The 17,383-nt window shown below is 64.9% G+C and carries 16 protein-coding genes and 2 pseudogenes; 11 read left to right on the forward strand and 7 right to left on the reverse strand.

The window, feature by feature from the left end; translation table 11 throughout:
• Window positions 1-29 precede the first annotated feature (29 nt).
• Window positions 30-794 carry a Crp/Fnr family transcriptional regulator gene (locus tag ALC15_RS35475; RefSeq protein WP_050631301.1) on the reverse strand — a complete coding sequence of 255 codons (765 nt, stop codon included), beginning with the start codon at window positions 792-794 and terminating at the stop codon, window positions 30-32.
• A 200-nt stretch (window positions 795-994) separates the two neighbouring features.
• On the opposite strand from ALC15_RS35475, the gene ALC15_RS35480 reads away from it, so the two are divergent.
• The gene (locus ALC15_RS35480; RefSeq protein WP_050631302.1) at window positions 995-1,369 is read left to right on the forward strand and encodes a response regulator; all 375 of its coding nucleotides are present in this window, start codon (window positions 995-997) and stop codon (window positions 1,367-1,369) included.
• A 90-nt stretch (window positions 1,370-1,459) separates the two neighbouring features.
• Complete coding sequence (locus ALC15_RS35485) at window positions 1,460-2,560, forward strand: hypothetical protein (RefSeq protein WP_050631322.1); 1,101 nt, start codon at window positions 1,460-1,462, stop codon at window positions 2,558-2,560.
• A gap of 26 nt (window positions 2,561-2,586) precedes the next feature.
• Here the strand turns inward: ALC15_RS35485 and ALC15_RS35490 are convergent, their stop codons facing one another.
• From ALC15_RS35490 to ALC15_RS35500, 3 genes are all read right to left on the reverse strand, one after another.
• A complete protein-coding gene (locus ALC15_RS35490) occupies window positions 2,587-3,597 on the reverse strand; it encodes an N-acetylmuramoyl-L-alanine amidase family protein (RefSeq protein WP_094194317.1) in 1,011 nt (336 codons plus the stop codon).
• A gap of 138 nt (window positions 3,598-3,735) precedes the next feature.
• Complete coding sequence (locus ALC15_RS35495; protein ID WP_050631303.1) at window positions 3,736-5,298, reverse strand: alkaline phosphatase D family protein; 1,563 nt, start codon at window positions 5,296-5,298, stop codon at window positions 3,736-3,738.
• A gap of 306 nt (window positions 5,299-5,604) precedes the next feature.
• Window positions 5,605-7,008, reverse strand: coding sequence for a TAXI family TRAP transporter solute-binding subunit (locus tag ALC15_RS35500; RefSeq protein ID WP_244486396.1), 1,404 nt, complete (start codon window positions 7,006-7,008; stop codon window positions 5,605-5,607).
• A 224-nt stretch (window positions 7,009-7,232) separates the two neighbouring features.
• On the opposite strand from ALC15_RS35500, the pseudogene ALC15_RS42445 reads away from it, so the two are divergent.
• Together ALC15_RS42445 and ALC15_RS35510 are read left to right on the forward strand one after the other, a co-directional pair.
• Window positions 7,233-7,526, forward strand: a pseudogene (locus ALC15_RS42445) (4a-hydroxytetrahydrobiopterin dehydratase); the annotation flags it as partial.
• Window positions 7,527-7,626: 100 nt separating this feature from the next.
• Window positions 7,627-8,007: a YkvA family protein gene (locus tag ALC15_RS35510; RefSeq protein WP_050631305.1), complete on the forward strand. Its 381-nt coding sequence runs from the start codon at window positions 7,627-7,629 to the stop codon at window positions 8,005-8,007.
• A 64-nt stretch (window positions 8,008-8,071) separates the two neighbouring features.
• Here the strand turns inward: ALC15_RS35510 and ALC15_RS35515 are convergent, their stop codons facing one another.
• Entirely contained in the window at window positions 8,072-9,052 is a 981-nt protein-coding gene (locus ALC15_RS35515; RefSeq protein ID WP_050631306.1) for an NADPH:quinone oxidoreductase family protein, read from the reverse strand.
• 105 nt (window positions 9,053-9,157) lie between these two features.
• Between ALC15_RS35515 and ALC15_RS35520 the strand changes: the two genes are divergently transcribed.
• The 6 genes and pseudogenes from ALC15_RS35520 (at window position 9,158) to argG (ending at window position 14,910) form a co-directional block, all read left to right on the forward strand.
• Window positions 9,158-9,997, forward strand: a complete 840-nt coding sequence (locus ALC15_RS35520; protein WP_050631307.1) for an SDR family oxidoreductase — start codon at window positions 9,158-9,160, stop codon at window positions 9,995-9,997.
• A gap of 214 nt (window positions 9,998-10,211) precedes the next feature.
• The gene (locus ALC15_RS35525) at window positions 10,212-10,772 is read left to right on the forward strand and encodes an invasion associated locus B family protein (protein ID WP_430649221.1); all 561 of its coding nucleotides are present in this window, start codon (window positions 10,212-10,214) and stop codon (window positions 10,770-10,772) included.
• A 93-nt stretch (window positions 10,773-10,865) separates the two neighbouring features.
• Window positions 10,866-12,080: a dual-specificity RNA methyltransferase RlmN gene (gene rlmN, locus ALC15_RS35530; protein WP_050631309.1), complete on the forward strand. Its 1,215-nt coding sequence runs from the start codon at window positions 10,866-10,868 to the stop codon at window positions 12,078-12,080.
• 105 nt (window positions 12,081-12,185) lie between these two features.
• Window positions 12,186-12,671 carry a hypothetical protein gene (locus ALC15_RS35535; protein ID WP_050631310.1) on the forward strand — a complete coding sequence of 162 codons (486 nt, stop codon included), beginning with the start codon at window positions 12,186-12,188 and terminating at the stop codon, window positions 12,669-12,671.
• 39 nt (window positions 12,672-12,710) lie between these two features.
• Window positions 12,711-13,493, forward strand: coding sequence for a phosphatase PAP2 family protein (locus ALC15_RS35540; protein WP_050631311.1), 783 nt, complete (start codon window positions 12,711-12,713; stop codon window positions 13,491-13,493).
• An 80-nt stretch (window positions 13,494-13,573) separates the two neighbouring features.
• A pseudogene (gene argG / locus ALC15_RS35545) lies at window positions 13,574-14,910 on the forward strand (argininosuccinate synthase).
• A gap of 172 nt (window positions 14,911-15,082) precedes the next feature.
• On the opposite strand, the gene ALC15_RS35550 reads toward argG, so the two are convergent.
• Complete coding sequence (locus tag ALC15_RS35550) at window positions 15,083-15,670, reverse strand: TetR/AcrR family transcriptional regulator (RefSeq protein WP_050631312.1); 588 nt, start codon at window positions 15,668-15,670, stop codon at window positions 15,083-15,085.
• 97 nt (window positions 15,671-15,767) lie between these two features.
• Between ALC15_RS35550 and ALC15_RS35555 the strand changes: the two genes are divergently transcribed.
• The gene (locus tag ALC15_RS35555) at window positions 15,768-16,133 is read left to right on the forward strand and encodes a polyketide cyclase (RefSeq protein WP_050631313.1); all 366 of its coding nucleotides are present in this window, start codon (window positions 15,768-15,770) and stop codon (window positions 16,131-16,133) included.
• 133 nt (window positions 16,134-16,266) lie between these two features.
• On the opposite strand, the gene ALC15_RS35560 is transcribed toward ALC15_RS35555, so the two are convergent.
• Window positions 16,267-17,383 (reverse strand): OmpA family protein (locus tag ALC15_RS35560; protein ID WP_244486397.1); only part of this gene is annotated, 1,117 nt, incomplete at its 5' end.

The raw sequence follows: 17,383 nt of genomic DNA on the forward strand, positions 1-17,383 counted from the left end.
GTTCTTACGGGAAGAGGTCGGCGGCGGCGTCAATTCGCGGGGTTGTCCTCGCTTGGATAGACGCCGCGCAGCACTTCCTCGAAGTGATCCTTCACCGCCTCGTTGCACATGCAGGAGCGCAGCTTGAGCCTGTCGGGGTCGCGGATCACGATCGCGCCGCGGCGGGTATCCAGCACGCCTTCGGCCTTGAAGTTCTGGATCACCCGGCTGGTGTAGCTGCGGCCGACGCCGAGCAAGGTCGAGAGCTGCTCATGCGTCAGCGGCACCACGCCATTGCCGTTGGTGCGCTCCATCGCCGAGATGATCCATTTCGCGGCGCGCTGCTCGATCGAATGGATCGCGTTGCAGGCGGTCGACTGGAAGATCTGCGCCAGCATGCAGTCGGCGTAGCGCGCGAAGATGTTGCGCACCGAGATCGACTTCAGCTTGGCGGCGTCGAGCTTGCTGATCGGCAGCCGCGCGAACGGCCCACCGAACTTGACGGTGATGCGCGTGTACGCCGGCAGGAAGCCCTGGCTGACGATGCCGCCGACCGCGCCCTCGCGGCCGACCAGGATGGTCTCGACATCGCGCCCGTCTTCGTTGGGCACCATGTAGGACGCAAGGCTCGGCCCGCATGGGAAATGCACGATCTGGACGTCGTCGCCGGGATTGTAGAGCAGGTCGCCGGCCGCGGCCTCGACCACCGCAAGATGCGGCGCGATCAGCTCGTAGTCGACGGCATTGAGCCGGCGCAAGAGATTGTTGAACGGCCGGTCGCTCGTACCGGCCAAATCGGTCCGTTTTGCAATCATTGGAAAATCCTGAAAACCCAACGCGGACCATACTGAAAAAGTTCCAGCTTTTATGTTCACTAGTGAACAGACGCGGCAGCTCGCGATGTGGTGGGTTTCATCTCGGGAACAGCCGGCGTGCTTTCGGGCGCCGGTCGCGGGCCATCCGGCCGGACTGATTCCGGTCTCTCATCCATCATCGAAGAAATGGACCCTGAGCAATGGAATCCGCCCCCAATTCCGGCATGCCCGGTGATGTCCTTGTGGTCGAGGACGATCCGATCATCTCGCTCTATTTCGAGGACACCATCCTCGGCTTCGGCGCCCGGACGGTGCGCACCGCTGCGAATGTCGCCCGTGCGCTTGAATTGATCGCCGAACGCGCGCCGGATTTCGCGCTGCTCGACGTCGGCCTCGTCAGGGGCGAGAAGACGTTCGTGATCGCCGAGCGGCTCGATGCCCTGAAAGTGCCTTTCGCTTTCATCACGGGCTACGGCGCGGACATCAGACTGCCGGAATCGCTCGCCGGCAAGCCGCGGCTGTCCAAACCGTGTTCGAGCGAGACGCTCGAAGCTGCGCTGAGAAACGAGCTTTGACCGATTGCCGGGCTTCGGCCTCGCGGTCTACGATCCGAGATGTCGGATTCGGTGACGAACAGGCCTCGGGAAGCCGTCATGGCAATCAGGATGGCGATCAGGATGTCTGCCGCTGCGCGCGCAGCGGCGCTCTCTCTCGGGTTGCTGCTTGCGCCGGTTGCGACGGGTCCAGCCATCGCTGAACCGGCCGCGCTCACGAGCGAGCAAGCAGCCGCGCTCAAGGCCTATGACAATGCGCTGAAGAATTTCATCTCGATCCTGCGCCAGCGGCGCGCGCAGATCGATGCCGGGCAGCCGCTACCGAACCTGCCGGGCCAGGCGATCTATCTGGCCCGCGTCGAGATGATGAGCGCCTACAAGGATCTCACCGATGCGCTGCCGTCGCGGATCGGAAGGCCCAGCAGGCTGGGAATCCCGCCGGCCTATTTCGACGCCGACAACGAGCCGCTGCTCGACGAGTACCGGAAGCTGTTCGACGTCATGGAGGCGCCGCCCGCCGGTGCGCAAACATCCGATACGCCATTCAAGGACGTGGTCGACCTGGCGACGGTGATTGCGCGCGCGAAGGGGCTCGATGCGACTGGCGCCGCCACCGCGGGCCGCATCAGCCTCGGGCTGTTCTTTGCCGAGACGAACGGCAAGCAGAATGCGGGAAATGCGCGGTCGAACACCTACAAGGGGAGCCTGCAGACCGGCCCGTCCGAAGATCGCAACGGCCAGAAGAAGTGGGCCGCCATCAAGGGATCGATTGCAGCCCTCGATCCGGCACTAAACCGTCGCGACGACAGGGAGGAAGCCCGGGCCGGCAATCTCGACCATCGGTTCAATCACTGGACCGCGGTGCGCGATGCGCTCATGAACGCACATGCAGATGTCTTCCCGCAGGTCCCGGCGATCGCAAAGGCGCTGCCCGATCCAATCGATCAAATGAAGCTCTTCGAGCTGATCCAGATCATTCCCAGCCCGACCAAGGCCGCGCTGAAGTCGGGCAATCTCGTCGGCTACAGGATTTCCGATCCCAGGATCATGGGGTATCTGCGCAACAACAGCGTCTTCGCCTTCGGCCGTGCCGACCGGGCCAAATCATCTGCGACCTTCCGCGAAATCCTCGATGCGATGTGGCTGTTCAACGCCAAGTTCGAACAGGCGCTGGCCAAGCTCTACGAGCTCAAGGCGGGCAAGCCGGGCTGAGCGGGCAAGTGCCGATCGCCCGGCCGTCAGAGCGGACCGAACAGCGCCCATCGCGGGTCGCAGAATTCCTTCACGGCCGAAGCGACGCCGCCGGCGATGCTGTTGCGGCGCTCTGGCGAGCCCATTTTGAGCTCTTCGTCCCGGTTGATGATCGAGCCCGCCTCCAGCAGGACCGCGGGCATCGCGGTCTTTCTCAGCACGATCAGCTCATCGTAGCTGTAGACGCCGGTTTCCTTGTTCAGCAGCGGATGCTGGTCGCGGCCCATGATCGCCTGGCTGTATTGCTCGGCATAGCGAAGCCCCTGGGCCTTCATTTCGCCGGCGACCAGTTCGGCGAACCGCAGACTCGTCTCGAAGTCCGGGTTCTCCCGGGAGACGAATACGGAGTAGCCGCTGAAGCGGTCGCTGAAGTGGCTTTTCTTGCCCTCGAATTCCCAGTCCTCGAGCATCTTGTTGGGCACGGAATCGTGGTGGATCGACAGCAGCAGATCCGCGCGCAGATTGTTGGCGCTCGCGACCCGCCTGAACAGGCTGGGTCTCGCCTTGCCCTCGGTCAGAAGCAGCCTGGTTTCGGCAAAGCCTTCGGTCTTCAGCCTCTCCTCGATCTGCCGCGCAAGGCGCAGGTTGAAGGCGAACTCGGCAACATTGCGGGCGCTGATCGCGCCTTCCGATTCCGCGGTATGTCCGACGTCGAGAACGATCCGGAAGGTCGCGGGATCGCATTTGCCTGCGGACGGCTTGAGCACGGAAGGCGGCAGCGCGACCGGCCCAAGGGCAGCAAGCCGGGTGGTGTGGAGCTTCGGCGGTGCGCGGTGCCTTGCCAGTTTGGCCGGCCTTGTCGATTGCCTTGCCGATTTCGCGCGCTTGGGCGGCTTGACGTGCTTGGGTGAGCTCTTGAAGAGATCAGGCAGCCAGCCGGCCTCGCTGATGTCGATCGGCAGCAGCGCGATCACCGCTATCGCAACAACAAGCAGACGGCGAGGCCGAAGCCCCGCGACGATGCCACCGAGCACGCGAATGGATTCGCAGCGCCTCATGCTCCGCCCCTCCGGGCCCCCAGCATAACGGCTCTGTCATCGGTACCGGAAGAGGCAGATCGCGTCCATCCCCCGCCAATCGCGACGCCCTTGCCTCACGCCAGGGGCGCCGTCCGGTTCCGTCGCGGCGGCGGCCGGCTACACCGGCTTCGGATCGAGCGTGATCGCCCACAGTTCGGCGTCGACGCGATCGCGCAGGCTCACCGTCATCTGTCCGCTCTTGCCGTCGATCTTGACGTGGCCGAAGAACTGCATGCCGGCCGACGGCGGCAGGTTCTGGTTGGCATCGCCCGGCGCCTTGACGAATTTCACCTCGGGACCAAACGTGTTGTCGAGCTCGTTCGGACCGAACGTGCCGGCGTGCAACGGGCCCGAGACGAATTCCCAGAATGGGTCGAACTCCTGGAACTGGGCCTTGTTCGGATTGTAGTAGTGCGCGGCCGCGTAGTGCACGTCGGCGGTCAGCCACACCGTGTTGACGATCCCCGCGGTCTTGATGAAGCGCAGGATGTCGGCGATCTCGAGCTCGCGGCCGCGCGCCGGGCCGTCGCCCTGCGCGAACGCTTCCGAGCCCTTCTTGTTGGCGGCGTCGTCATAGACGATCAGCGACAGCGGCATGTCCGAGGCGATCACCTTCCAGGTGGCGCGCGAGTTGAGCAGCGCGCGCTTCAGCCAGGCCATCTGGTCCGGCCCGAGGAAATAGGCGTCGGGGCCATATTTTTCCTGCAGGTTCGGACCATTGGGGCCGCGATAGCTGCGCTCGTCGAGCATGAACACGTCGAGATGCGGACCATAGCTCAGCGTGCGATAGACCCGGCCCGGCTCGACGATGCTCTCGCGCATCGGATACATCTCGTGGAAGGCCTTGGCCGCGCGCGCGGCGAGCACAGTGATGTCGCGCTCCTTGTAGGCCGCCGGCAGCTGCTTCGACAGCGACCAGTTGTTGGTCACCTCGTGATCGTCCCACTGCACGAAGATCGGCACCTCGGCATTGAAGGCGCGCAGGTTGCTATCGAGGAAATTGTATTTATGCGCGGCGCGGTATTCGTCGAGCGTCTCGGCGACCTTGGCCTTCTCCGGGATCGTGATGTTCTTCCAGATCTTGCCGTCGGGGAGCTTCACCTCGGACGGGATCACGCCGTCGGCGTAGATGGTGTCGCCGGAATGCAGCAGGAAATCCGGATTGTGCTTCTTCATCGCGGCGAAGGTGATCATGCCGCCGTCGTCGGGGTTGATGCCCCAGCCCTGGCCGGCGACGTCGCCGCCCCACACGAAGGAGACATCGCGGCGGTCGCTCGGCGCGGTGCGGAAGCGGCCGACCACCGGCTCGCCGACAACGTCGATATGGGCGAGGTCGCGGAAGCGGACGCGATAGAAGATGTCCTGGCCGGAGGGCAGATTCTCCAGCAGCATCTTGGCGGTGAAGTCGCTCTCCGGCAGCGCCGTGATCGGTGGCAGCGCGCGGGCGTCCTTGAACGATTCCGTGGTGGCGACCTCGACCATCATCTGGGACGGCCGGTCGGCACGCGCCCACACCACGCCGCCGTCGACGCCGACATCGCCGGACTGCACGCCGTGGGTGATCACGGGGCGATCGGCAGCGCGCGACAGGTAAGGCATCGCGATCACGCCGGCACCGGCCGCAGCCGCGGTCGAGAGAAAGCGTCGGCGGGTGAGATTTCGCGAAAACCGGATCGTCATGGGGGCCTCCTCAGGGCGCAGCGACAATGCGCCGCGGGTCCGCCAATACCTAGAAAAATTCCATGACGGAGAGATTACAGGGGGAAGCGAGCGGGCTCGTCAGGTGAGCTCGGTCGTCAAACTCCTTCCGCTTGCGGGCAGAGCGATCGCCTGTGGCGCCTGGTCGAGCGCCGGCCACTGCCGGGTGCTTTGCATGGGGTTGTTTTCGATATTTTGGCAGCGCGCCTGCCTCGCGCGTGACCCTGCAAGGGGAAGGGAACGGAGAGAGACCGTTCGCGGACAACAAAGCAGCGGAGGTGGGAAGACCTATGCCGTTCCTGCCGCGCGGAACTGCGACGCAGCCCGCTGCAGATTCTGCGGCATGCTCAGCAGCAACGCCTTGCGGTCGGCGACGGCGTTGTGGAACTGCTCGAGCGCGATGTTGAACGCGGTCAGCGTGCCTTCCTCGATCGCGCCGTGCTCGAAGCAGTCCAGCGTGTGGCGCAGGATGTCGTCAGCCTCCGCCTGCAGCTGGTCGAGCTCTTCGGTCGAATCGCTCTGCCGCGCGGCCTTCAGCATCTCGAGCAGGCGTTCGCGCTGCGAAGTGTTGGTGTTGCGCTCGTCCTGCTTGAGATAGCCGGCGAACCACGCGCCGGCCGAGCCCATCGCCGAGAACGCCATCAGGCTCCACCAGATGTAATCGCTGTAGCGGTCGAGGAAGGTCTTCTCTTCGCCGTCGACGAAGGCGGCGGCGCCGGGATGCACCGGGATGGTGGCGTCCTTGTCGGTGTCGGGCGTCTCGATCTTGGCGGCAAGCGGGAAGTCGTTCTTCAGCGATTGCCGGATCGCGAACAATTGCCGGGTGAAGGCTGCGACCGTCGAGTCCGACAGGCCCTTTCGCGCGACGATGTGGTGCGAGAAGCTGATCGTCTTCACCTCGTCGTCGGGACGGTCGGCCGAGCCGAGCGAGCCGGCGGGGATCTCCGCGGCCTCATAGGCCGGATGGTTTTGCGCGATCGCCTCGGACGCGTCGATCGGAAGGAAGGTCGGCTCGCCGCCGTCCCTGGTCGATGCCGTGATGGCGTCGATCGTGAGCTTGCTGTTGGCCGGACCGACGGCAAGATAGGCGTCGGCCTTGAGGTTCTTGATCGCGTCCGGCGCCTCATTGGCCGGGAATTGCACGATCTCGACCTTCATCGGATCGACGCCATATTGCTGCAGGATCAGCTTCAGCAGATTGACATTGGCCGGGGTGCGGCCGACCACGCCGATCTTGCGGCCGGCCAGCTGCGCGATCTTGGTGATCCTGGCGGACTTGCGAACCTTGCCCTTTGCCGGCGGAACCCACATCACCACGACATTCTTGCGCAAGGTCGCGACCGCCTGCGCATTCTTCGGCACCTCGAGGTCGCCGCGGATGATGGCGAGATCGGCCTTGCCGTCGGCCAGCGTCTGCGCGCTGGCGGTGGCGCCGTCGGTCTGCACCGGTCGGAGTTTGACCTGGGTGTGCTGCTGGTTGTTGAAGGCCTGCGCCAGCGCCTGCACGACCTTGAGGTCATCGCTGTTCGCAGGACCGACCGCGATCTTGAGCGTCACCGGACGCACCGCGAAATAGTAGCCGGCGATCAGCGCGCCGATGATGGCGAGCGCGCCCGCGATCAAAACGAACATCAGCCGGCGCTTTGCGGAGCGCAACGGCTTGGGCGATATGCTGGCGGAGCCGTCTGTCATCGGCCTGGGATCATCGATCTCGCAAACAATCGTCTGGGCTCAATTTCGCAAACTACCAACGGGGATACATCCTCTATTTGTAGCAAATTACTGAACGGACAGATGTTACATCTCCGTCATGGTTACCAGCGGCGATAGGACGCGATTTCGGCCTTAATTTCGGCATGGATCCCACCCGGAGGCCGGTTGTTAGGCTAAGGTCGGCGCCAGACGGGAGGGTTACCATGGTCGAGAAGCTGTCAGCGGAAGCAAGGAAGGCTGCGCTCTGGGAACTCGCCGGCTGGTCGGAGCTGGCCGGACGCGAGGCAATCGCAAAGACCTTCGTGTTCAAGGACTTCAACGAAGCTTTCGGCTTCATGGCGCGGGCCGCCCTGGTTGCCGAGAAGAACGATCATCACCCCGAATGGAAAAACGTCTACAAGACGGTCGAGGTCGTGCTGGCGACGCACGATGTCGGCGGGGTAACCAAGCGCGATATCGATCTCGCCAAGGCCATGAACGCGATCGCACGGCAGCTGGGTCGAATTGACCCGGCCGCAACCTTGCGCCGGTTGGCCGACATCCCCAGATTCGCATCGTTCGCCGCGCAAACGTCGCCCGGCGCCGAGGAACCCAGCGATGCCTTCGACCGACTATGGTGTGGGATTTGGGCCTGCCGACCGGCTGGCGCAGGACCCCGAAAGCGTGCGCCGCCGTTTCTGGATCAAGTTCAAGAAAGTGGTGGCGCGGCTGCCTTTCGCCGAGGAACTGCTGGCCGCCTATTACTGCGCCTTCGACCGGCAGACGCCGCGCCATGTCCAGGCCGCGCTGCTCGGCGCGATAGCCTATTTCATCCTGCCGTTCGATTTCATTCCGGACATGCTGCCGGTGCTCGGCTTCACCGACGATGCCGCGGTGCTCGCAACCGCGATCCGCATGGTGGCAAGCCACATCACGCCGGAGCATCGCGAAGCCGCACGAGCGGCGCTGAAGCGCGGCGTGCCTGAGGACGCGGAGTAAGCGCGCGTACGCGTAGCCCGGATTTCGTTTCGCTCCATCCGGGCTACTTAGCTTCCATCCGCGCTCAGCTGCCCGGATGCAGGATCACCTTGCCCATCGCCTTGCGGCCGGCGAGCACCTTCAGCGCTTCAGCGGTCTGCGACAGCGGGAAGGTGCGGTCGACATGCGAGGAGATCTTGCCTTCCGCCGTCCACTGCACGAGCTTCTCGAGGTTCTTGCGGTTCTTCTCCGGGTTCTGCCGCGCCCACGCGCCCCAGAACACGCCGCGGATATCGCAGCCCTTCAGCAGCGCGAGGTTGAGCGGAATCTTCGGAATGTCGCCGGCGGCAAAGCCGATCACCAGGAAGCGGCCTTCCCATGCGGTCGAGCGCAGCGCGGCCTCGGCATAGGCGCCGCCGACCGGATCGAACACGATGTCGGCGCCCTTGCCGTTCGTCAGCTTGCGCAGGCCCTCTTTCAAATCTTCCTTGGCGTAGTTCAGCGTCAGCTCGGCGCCGTGCTGCTTGGCGAATGCGAGCTTCTCGTCCGATGAGGCGCAGGCGATCACCTTGAGGCCCATCAACTTGCCGAGCTCACACGCGGCAAGGCCGGTGCCGCCGGCGGCGCCCAGCACCGCGAGCGTTTCGCCGGGCTTCGGGCTGGCGCGATCTTCCAGCGCATGCAGCGCAGTGCCGTAGATGATGATGATCCCTGCGGCGCGGTCGTAATCGAGATTGTCGGGAATCTTCACGATCGTATTCGCCGGCAGCGCGATCTTGTCGCGCGCGCCGTTGTGGCCGCATGACGCCACGACGCGATCACCAACCCTGAGATCGGTGACGCCAGCGCCAACGCTCTCGATCACGCCGGCAACTTCGGCGGCCGGCGAGAACGGGAACGGCGGCTTGATCTGGTACTTGCCCTGGATCATCAGGATGTCGAAGAAATTCAGCGCCGCCGCCTTGATCGCGATCACGGCCTCGCCAGGTCCGGCCACCGGATCGGGCACGTCTGCCAGCACGAGATCGTCGGGTTGACAGTATTGCGAGCAGAGGATGGCTTTCATGGACACACCTGAGTTTCGGACGCAGAAAGAGCTGCAAGATCGTGGACTACAAGCTTCATGCCGGATTTGCGGCGGAGCGACAATACAGTGCGGAGGGATCAAACTATGTTTGAAAAAGGCCTGCTAGCGAAAAAGCGCATCCTGATCACCGGCGGCGGCTCCGGTCTTGGCGCGGCGATGGGCCGACGCTTCGCCGAACTCGGCGCCGAATTGATCATCTGCGGGCGGCGCGAGGGGCTGCTGGAGGAAACCGCCGCAAAATTCCGCAGCGAGCTCGGCGCCAAGGTCTCGATCGCGCGCTGCGATATTCGCGATGGCGCCGCGGTCGAGGCGATGATGGATCAGGTCTGGCAGGACGCGCCGATCGACGTACTCGTCAACAATGCTGCCGCAACCTTTATTGCGCAGAGCGAACATTTGTCATTCCGTGCCGCGGACGCGATCCTCGCGCCGACGCTGCATGGCACGATGTACTGCACGCTCGCTGCCGGCCGCCGCTGGATTGACGGCAAGCACAAGGGCGTGGTGCTCTCGATCCTCTCGACCTCGACCATCACCGGCCGCGCCTTCACGGTGCCGTCGTCGATGGCCAAGACCGCGGTGCTGGCGATGACCAAGAGCCTCGCCGTCGAATGGGGTCCGAAGGGTATCCGTACCGTAGCGATCGCGCCGGGTGCGTTTCCGACGCCAGGTGCGACCGGACAGTTGCGTCCCGAAGGGCGCGGCGAGACCTGGGCGCACCGCAATCCGCTCGGCCGCGCCGGCGAGCATTCCGAGCTCGCCAATCTCGCGACCTTCCTGATCTCGGATCAGGCCGGCTACATCAATGGCGAGATGGTGGTGCAGGACGGCGGCTCGCACTTACGCAGTTCCGGTGCCGAGGACCTGCTGCAATGGACCGACGCGCAATGGGAGAGCCAGCGCGCGGCGCGCGCCAAGGGTTGATCATGCGTTGATCAAGACCTGATCAGCGACAACAAGCACTGAGATGCGGGCAACGCGTATGCGGCTTTTGGCTGACGCGCGTCCGCGCGTAACTGCCTTCCCAAAAAAGCGTTTCCCGGTTATCCATCCGAGCCGGCGGAGGGGGAATCGCCGGGCCATCTTGCAGTCACAATGATGGGGGAACCAGTTGGCCGTGCGGCAGATTCTGACATCATTGGCGGCTTGTGTTCTGTGCGGGATCATCTCCCTTGCACCGACGCAGGCTGCGCCCAAGAAGGAAGCGGCCAAGCCGGCGCCTTCGGCCGCCGCGGCTGCGGCCGGCGGTGCGGAGCCCACGCTGATCGGCCAATTCGGCACCTGGGGCGCGTATACCGCCTCGCCCAACGGCAAGAAGGTGTGCTTTGCGCTCGCCAAGCCGTCGTCGTCGAAGACCAGCCCGCCGAACCGGCCGCGCGATCCGGCCTATGCTTTCATCTCCACCCGTCCGGCCGAGAAGGTCGTCAACGAAGTCTCGATCATGATCGGCTATACCGTGAAGCCGGGCTCTGAATCGACGTTGCAGGTCGGCGGCGGGACCTATGCGATGTACACGCAGGGCGACGGCCTCTGGATCAAGAATGCGGCCGAGGAGGAGCGGATGGTGGAAGCCATGCGCAAATCGGCCGATCTGACGGTAAAAGCCGTTTCGGCGAAGGGTACCGAGACGATCGACAGCTTCTCGCTGAAGGGTCTGGCGCAGGCACTCGACCGGCTGGGGCAGGACTGCCGGCGCTAGAGCGCGATCCGGCCGACAAAGTCCGCTCAGAGACGCAAAATCGAGATATTTGGTGGCTTTCCAGCGCGGGCTGGAAGGCCTATTTGAGGTTTCATGACCGACACTGCAACCACCAAGGCCGTACCCGGCGCCAGCGCGCTGGTCGAGAAGGTTCCGCTCGAAACCTATGTGCCGCCGGCCAAGCCGTCGCTGATCGGGCTGTCGCGCGCGGAGATCGCCGATCTCCTGGGCGAGATCGGCGTGCAGGCCGGCCAGCGCAAGATGCGCACCCAGCAGCTCTGGAACTGGATGTATTTCCGCGGCGCCAAGAGCTTTGCCGAGATGACCAACGTCTCGAAGGACATGCGCGCCGAGCTCGAGAAGCATTTTACCGTCGACCGTCCCGAAGTGGTCGCCGAGCAGATCTCCAATGACGGCACCCGCAAATGGCTGCTGCGGCTGCCGAGCGGCGACAAGGTCGAGCGGGCGCACGAGGTCGAGTGCGTCTACATCCCCGAGACCGATCGCGGCACGCTGTGCGTCTCCTCGCAGGTCGGCTGCACGCTGAACTGCGCGTTCTGCCACACCGGCACGCAGCGGCTGGTGCGCAACCTCACCGCGGGCGAGATCGTCGGCCAGGTGATGGTGGCGCGCGACCGGCTGAACGATTGGGCCGACCGCGAGGACGGCACGCGCCGCGTCACCAACATCGTGATGATGGGGATGGGCGAGCCGCTCTACAATTTCGACGCGGTGCGCGATGCGCTGTTGATCGTCGGCGACAATGAGGGCATCGGCATCTCCCGCCGCCGCATCACGCTGTCGACCTCGGGCGTGGTGCCGAACATCCAGCGCACCGGCGAGGAGATCGGCGTGATGCTCGCGATCTCGCTGCACGCCGTGCGCGACGAGCTGCGCAACGAGCTGGTGCCGCTGAACCGCAAATATCCGATCAAGGAGCTGTTGCAGGCCTGCCGCGATTATCCCGGCGCCTCGAACGCGCGGCGCATCACCTTCGAATATGTGATGCTCAAGGGCGTCAACGATTCGCTCGATGACGCCAAGCTGCTGGTCAAGCTGCTCAAGGGCATTCCGGCCAAGATCAATCTGATCCCGTTCAACCCGTGGCCGGGCACCGCCTACGAATGCTCGGACTGGGAGCAGATCGAAAAGTTCTCCGAATACATCTTCAACGCCGGCTATTCCTCGCCGGTGCGCACGCCGCGCGGCCGCGACATCCTCGCCGCCTGCGGCCAGCTCAAGTCGGAGACCGAGAAGCTCTCCGCCCGCGAGCGTCAGGCGCTGCGCGCGATGGCGATGACGGATTGAGAAGTGCCGTCATTGCGAGGAGCGAAGCGACGAAGCAATCCATTCCTCAGCAATGGTGGGTCATGGATTGCTTCGCTCCGCTCGCAATGACGGGGAGCCTGTAGCATGGCCTTGATCGGCCGCCTGTTCGTCGTCGCGTTCGGCTTCTTGATGGCTTGCTTCGTGGCCGGGATCATCGTGGTCGGCGCGGTGCTGTATCCCGAGATCTCTGATTTCGGTGGGCGGATCGACCAGAGCGCCATCGATATCGTGCTCGGCTTCGGCTTTATCTTCATCTCGGGCTTTGCGCTGCTGCCGGCGCTGATCGTGGTGCTGATCACCGAGGCGTTCTTCATCAGGGGCGTGCTGGCCTATGCGGTCGGCGGTGCCATCGTCGGCGCGGCCTGCTATCTCGGGCTGATCCCATTCGATCCTGACACGATGCAGTTCCACGGCATCGTGCGCCGGCACATGGAGATCATGACCGGCGCCGGCATCGTCGCCGGGCTGGTCTACTGGCTGATCGCCGGCCGCGCTGCCGGCGCCTGGCGCGAGCCGCCGCGTCCCCTGCCGCCGCCCCCGCCATTGCCGTCGCAATCGCCGCGGCCGTGATGCTTCCCATGCCCTCCCGCCTCGGCTAAACCGCGCGCCATGAACCGGACCGGACTTTTCATTGCGCTGGCGCTGGCGCTCGTCGTCGGCATCCTGTTCGGGATCTATCCCGAGCTCGACCTCAAGCTGGCGGCGCTGTTCTACAATGCCGCGCAGAACACCTTCCCCGTGAAGCTCGATACCGTGGCGCAGTTCGCGCGCGATGCGGCGATGTGGATCGCCTGGGCGCTGGTGCTGCCGGCGATCGTGACCATCGTCTGGAAATTCATCCGGCCGGACCGGCCGATGCTGATGTCCGGCCGCGCCGCGGTGTTCCTGCTCACCACGATGCTGCTCTCGGCCGGCGTGCTCACCAACCTCACCTTCAAGAACTATTGGGGCCGGCCGCGGCCGGTGTTCGTGACGCAGTTCGGCGGCGATTTGCCGTTCAAGCCGTGGTGGGACCCGCGCGGTGGCTGTCCGCGCAACTGCTCGTTCTTCTCCGGCGAGGGCGCCACCGCGTTCTGGACCTACGCGCCGGCGGCGCTGACGCCGCCCGCCTGGCGGCCGCTCGCCTTTGCCGGGGCGACCGTGTTCGGCATCGTCACCAGCGGGCTTCGAATGGCGTTCGGCGGTCATTTCTTCACCGATGTCGCGATCGCCGGCCTGGTGTCGTTCTTCACCGTCTGGCTGTTTTATGCGCTGATCTACCGCTGGGCGGCGACCCGGTTGACCGACGCCCAGGTCGATGCCGCGCTGACGCGGCTCGCGATGCCGGGCTACCGCTGGATGCAGCGCTGGCGCCGCGGCGGCAAGGCGGAGCCCAGCCAGCCCGAGGCCTGATTAAAGGCGTGCCCCGCCTTCGGAAATTTGTTATCGCGACTCCCTGAAACCTTATCCATTTCGACCGATTGGACCGTCCCATGAGTACGATTCTGAAAAGCCTGCCTACTGGCGAAAAAGTCGGCATCGCGTTCTCGGGCGGACTCGACACCTCGGCGGCGCTGCTCTGGATGAAGCTGAAGGGTGCCAAGGTGTTCGCTTATACCGCCAATCTCGGCCAGCCCGACGAGGCGGATTACGACGCGATCCCGCGCAAGGCGATGGATTTCGGCGCCGAGAAGGCCCGCCTGGTCGATTGCCGCACCCAGCTGGTCCATGAAGGCATTGCCGCGATCCAGTCCGGCGCGTTCCATATCTCGACCGGCGGCATCACCTATTTCAACACCACGCCGCTCGGCCGTGCGGTCACCGGCACGATGCTGGTCGCGGCGATGCAGGAGGACGGCGTCAACATCTGGGGCGACGGCTCGACCTTCAAGGGCAATGACATCGAGCGCTTCTATCGCTACGGCCTGCTGACCAACCCGAGCCTGCGGATCTACAAGCCCTGGCTCGACCAGCAGTTCATCGACGAACTCGGCGGCCGCGCCGAGATGTCGGCGTTCATGACCGCGCAGGGCTTCGCCTACAAGATGAGCGCGGAGAAGGCCTATTCGACCGACAGCAATCTGCTCGGCGCGACGCATGAGGCAAAGGATCTCGAAAGCCTGTCGAGCGGCATCACCATCGTCAACCCGATCATGGGCGTGCCGTTCTGGCGTGCCGATTGCGACGTGAAGCCCGAGAAGGTCGTGGTGCGCTTCGAGGAGGGCCAGCCGGTCGCGCTGAACGGCAAGACGTTTGCCGATCCGGTCGCGCTGTTCCTGGAAGCCAATGCGATCGGTGGCCGCCATGGCCTCGGCATGAGCGATCAGATCGAGAACCGCATCATCGAAGCCAAGAGCCGCGGCATCTACGAGGCGCCCGGCATGGCGCTGCTGCACGTCGCCTATGAGCGCCTGGTCACCGGCATCCACAACGAGGATACGATTGAGCAGTACCGCATCAGCGGCATGCGGCTCGGCCGGCTGCTGTATCAGGGCCGCTGGTTCGATTCGCAGGCCTTGATGCTGCGCGAGACCGCGCAGCGCTGGGTGGCGCGCGCCGTCACCGGCGAGGTGACGCTCGAGCTGCGCCGCGGCAACGACTATTCAATTCTCAACACCGAGAGCCCGAACCTGACCTATGCGCCGGAGCGGCTCAGCATGGAGAAGGTCGAGGACGCCCCCTTCACGCCGGAACACCGTATCGGCCAGCTCACGATGCGCAACCTCGACATCGCCGACACTCGCGCCAAGCTTGGCTCTACAACAAGACTGGATTGATTTCGAGCGGCGAAGGCGCGCAGATCTTCCAGCTCGAGAACGACAAGGATTGAGTTGGGCGCGACCGCGCCACAAACTCGGTGTCGTCCCGGGCAAGCGAAGCGCGACCCGGGACCCATAACCACGACCGTCAATTGTTGCGCAAGGCTGGGGCCCCAGCTCGCTTCAGCAACGCGATCCTGTGATTACGAGTCCTGCTTTCGCAGGGACGACGGAGAGAGCCGGTTACTTCACCCTCAGCGCATCGAGCAGCGAGCCGAACGCACGCGCGTAGTCTGTTCCGGTCTTGCCGATGTCGGGCCCCGCGGACACCGCGACCGCTGCCTCCGTCACCGCACCCAGCAACAGCCGCGCCAACGGCTCGATCGGCTGCCGCGCGATCACGCCGGCATCCATCGCAGCCGCCAGCGCGCGCGGAAACTTGCCGCCGAAATGTTTTGCGTCGATCTCGCGCCAGCGCTCCCAGCCGAGCACGGCGGGGCCATCGCGCAGGATGATCTGTCCGATCGGGCCCTTCGAGCACGCCGCGAAATAACCTTGCGTGCCTGCCGCCATCGCCGCGAGCGGATCGTTTTCGGCGCGCGAGATGCGGTCGAGATCGGCGACGAGGTCGATCGACACCTGCTCGAACACCGCTTCGAACACCGCCTCCTTGGTCGCGAAGTGATGATAGACCGCGCCTTTTGCGACCCGCGCGCCGCTGGCGATGTCGTCCATCGTCGCCGCCGCAAAGCCGCGCTCGCCGAAGATGCGCCGCGCCGCCTTGACGATCGAGGCTCTGGTTTTCTCGCGCCGCTCGGCCTGGGTTGCCATCATCCATCTCTAACCCAGGTTCCGTGGCAGCGCCAGTTGACTTACCGACTATCAGTCGATAAATACCGACTAACAGTCGGTAAATGGAGATTGCCCGATGCCCTCACTCAAGACGCTGCAAGCCTTCGCTGACACGGTCGAAGCTAACGACCATGTCGGCGCGATCAGGAACTTCTACACGGCCGATGCCCGTACCCAGGAGAATGACGGCGAATGGCGCGTCGGCCGCGAGGCGCTGGCGGCGCGCGAGGCGGCGGTGCTGGCCGCGGTCTCCGGCGTCAAGACCACGCGGCTCGGGCCGCTGCTGCTCGACGGCGACCATTCGGCGATCTGCTGGCGGTTCGAATTCACCGGCAAGGACGGCAAGGTCCGCAGCATGGAGGAGGTCGCCTGGCAGACCTGGCGCGGCGAGGAGCTGGTCGAGGAGCGCTTCTTCTACGATCCGCAGCAGATGGCGCGGTGATCGGTGTTTGCTGCACCTCTCCCGCTTGCGGAGGAGGTCGCGCAGCTCTTACACGGCTGCCAGTTCCCTCTCGCCAAAAAACAAAATGGCCGGGATCGCTCCCGGCCATTTCGTCGTGTGATGTCGCGTCGGCTCAGCGCGGCGGTGCGGCGGATGCGGTGCCGCCGTTGAGCAGCGGGGTGATGCGGCGGACGGTGACGCGCCGGTTGATGCGGCTCGGACCGTCGGTCTGCTCCTTCAGGTATTGAGAGCCGTAACCCTGCGAGGTGAGGTTTTCGGCCGGCACGCCGAACTGCTGGGTCAGCAACTCGGCCGCGGACTGCGCGCGGCGATCCGACAGCGACAGATTGTCGGTGTCGTTGCCGGTCGCATCGGTATGGCCTTCGATCAGGAACACCTCGCGCGGATTGCGCTGGATGGCCCGGTTGAGGCCGTCGGCGATCACCTGCAGCCTCGCCGCCTGATCCGGCGGAATGGTCCACGATCCGGAGTCGAAGTTGATCGTGTTGAGGTCGATGCTCGGCATCTGCATGCGGACATTGGGGCTGTAGCGGATCTCTTCGAGCGAGTAGCGTCGATCGATCCGCTGCACCGGCGGTGCCTCCATGGTCTCGTAGATCACGTCGGGCGACGCGTCCTGGGCGTCGACGATGTAGCGATTGTAGGGAATGTTGACCACCGGCGGCGGTACGTCGACATAGAAGCCGCCGACCGCCCGCGGATCGCGATAGCTGTTGTCGATGATGACGAGCTCGCGCCCGCCGGGATCCCTGCGGATCCGGCGCAGCATCTGGCCGTCGGCACCGACCACCGTGATGATCTCGCTGCCGTCGGGACGGACCACGATGGTGCGGGTTTCGCCGCCGATCGTCTCAGTGCGGATGTCGCGCGCGCCATAGCGGAAACGATAGACGTCGTCGCCGCGCACATAGGCCTGGCCGCTCGGGTCGCGGATGATGACGCGGTCCGGCTCGGTGTAGATGGTGCGGCCGCCTTCGACCACTTCCTGCCGCTGGCCGCGGAGGTCGGCGATGCTGCCGCCGATGATGGCGCCGGCCACCACGCCCGCACCGACCGCGGCGCCGATGGCGAGCGGCGTGATGTTGTCATGCCGCGGCGGCGGCGGCAGCGGCGCTGCGACCGCAGGCGCGGCGCGGAATGCAGGTGCAACCGTCGGCGGGGCGTATTGGGCCTGGCCGGGCGGCGGCGTTGCGGCGGCCGAGCCGGGGACGACTGTCGCGGCGGGGCGG

Source organism: Bradyrhizobium viridifuturi (assembly GCF_001238275.1).
Taxonomy (GTDB): Bacteria; Pseudomonadota; Alphaproteobacteria; order Rhizobiales; family Xanthobacteraceae; genus Bradyrhizobium; species Bradyrhizobium viridifuturi.

What these genes read in the sequence shown, in the direction of transcription:
- ALC15_RS35475 (WP_050631301.1), bottom strand. Translation starts at nt 794, where the DNA reads ATGATTGCAAAACGGACCGATTTGGCCGGTACGAGCGACCGGCCGTTC.
- ALC15_RS35520 (WP_050631307.1), top strand. Translation starts at nt 9,158, where the DNA reads ATGTTTGAAAAAGGCCTGCTAGCGAAAAAGCGCATCCTGATCACCGGC.
- ALC15_RS35485 (WP_050631322.1), top strand. Translation starts at nt 1,460, where the DNA reads ATGGCGATCAGGATGTCTGCCGCTGCGCGCGCAGCGGCGCTCTCTCTC.
- ALC15_RS35540 (WP_050631311.1), top strand. Translation starts at nt 12,711, where the DNA reads ATGAACCGGACCGGACTTTTCATTGCGCTGGCGCTGGCGCTCGTCGTC.
- ALC15_RS35510 (WP_050631305.1), top strand. Translation starts at nt 7,627, where the DNA reads ATGCCTTCGACCGACTATGGTGTGGGATTTGGGCCTGCCGACCGGCTG.
- ALC15_RS35550 (WP_050631312.1), bottom strand. Translation starts at nt 15,670, where the DNA reads ATGGCAACCCAGGCCGAGCGGCGCGAGAAAACCAGAGCCTCGATCGTC.
- ALC15_RS35535 (WP_050631310.1), top strand. Translation starts at nt 12,186, where the DNA reads ATGGCCTTGATCGGCCGCCTGTTCGTCGTCGCGTTCGGCTTCTTGATG.
- ALC15_RS35495 (WP_050631303.1), bottom strand. Translation starts at nt 5,298, where the DNA reads ATGACGATCCGGTTTTCGCGAAATCTCACCCGCCGACGCTTTCTCTCG.
- ALC15_RS35490 (WP_094194317.1), bottom strand. Translation starts at nt 3,597, where the DNA reads ATGAGGCGCTGCGAATCCATTCGCGTGCTCGGTGGCATCGTCGCGGGG.
- ALC15_RS35515 (WP_050631306.1), bottom strand. Translation starts at nt 9,052, where the DNA reads ATGAAAGCCATCCTCTGCTCGCAATACTGTCAACCCGACGATCTCGTG.
- ALC15_RS35555 (WP_050631313.1), top strand. Translation starts at nt 15,768, where the DNA reads ATGCCCTCACTCAAGACGCTGCAAGCCTTCGCTGACACGGTCGAAGCT.
- ALC15_RS35480 (WP_050631302.1), top strand. Translation starts at nt 995, where the DNA reads ATGGAATCCGCCCCCAATTCCGGCATGCCCGGTGATGTCCTTGTGGTC.
- ALC15_RS35500 (WP_244486396.1), bottom strand. Translation starts at nt 7,008, where the DNA reads ATGACAGACGGCTCCGCCAGCATATCGCCCAAGCCGTTGCGCTCCGCA.
- rlmN (WP_050631309.1), top strand. Translation starts at nt 10,866, where the DNA reads ATGACCGACACTGCAACCACCAAGGCCGTACCCGGCGCCAGCGCGCTG.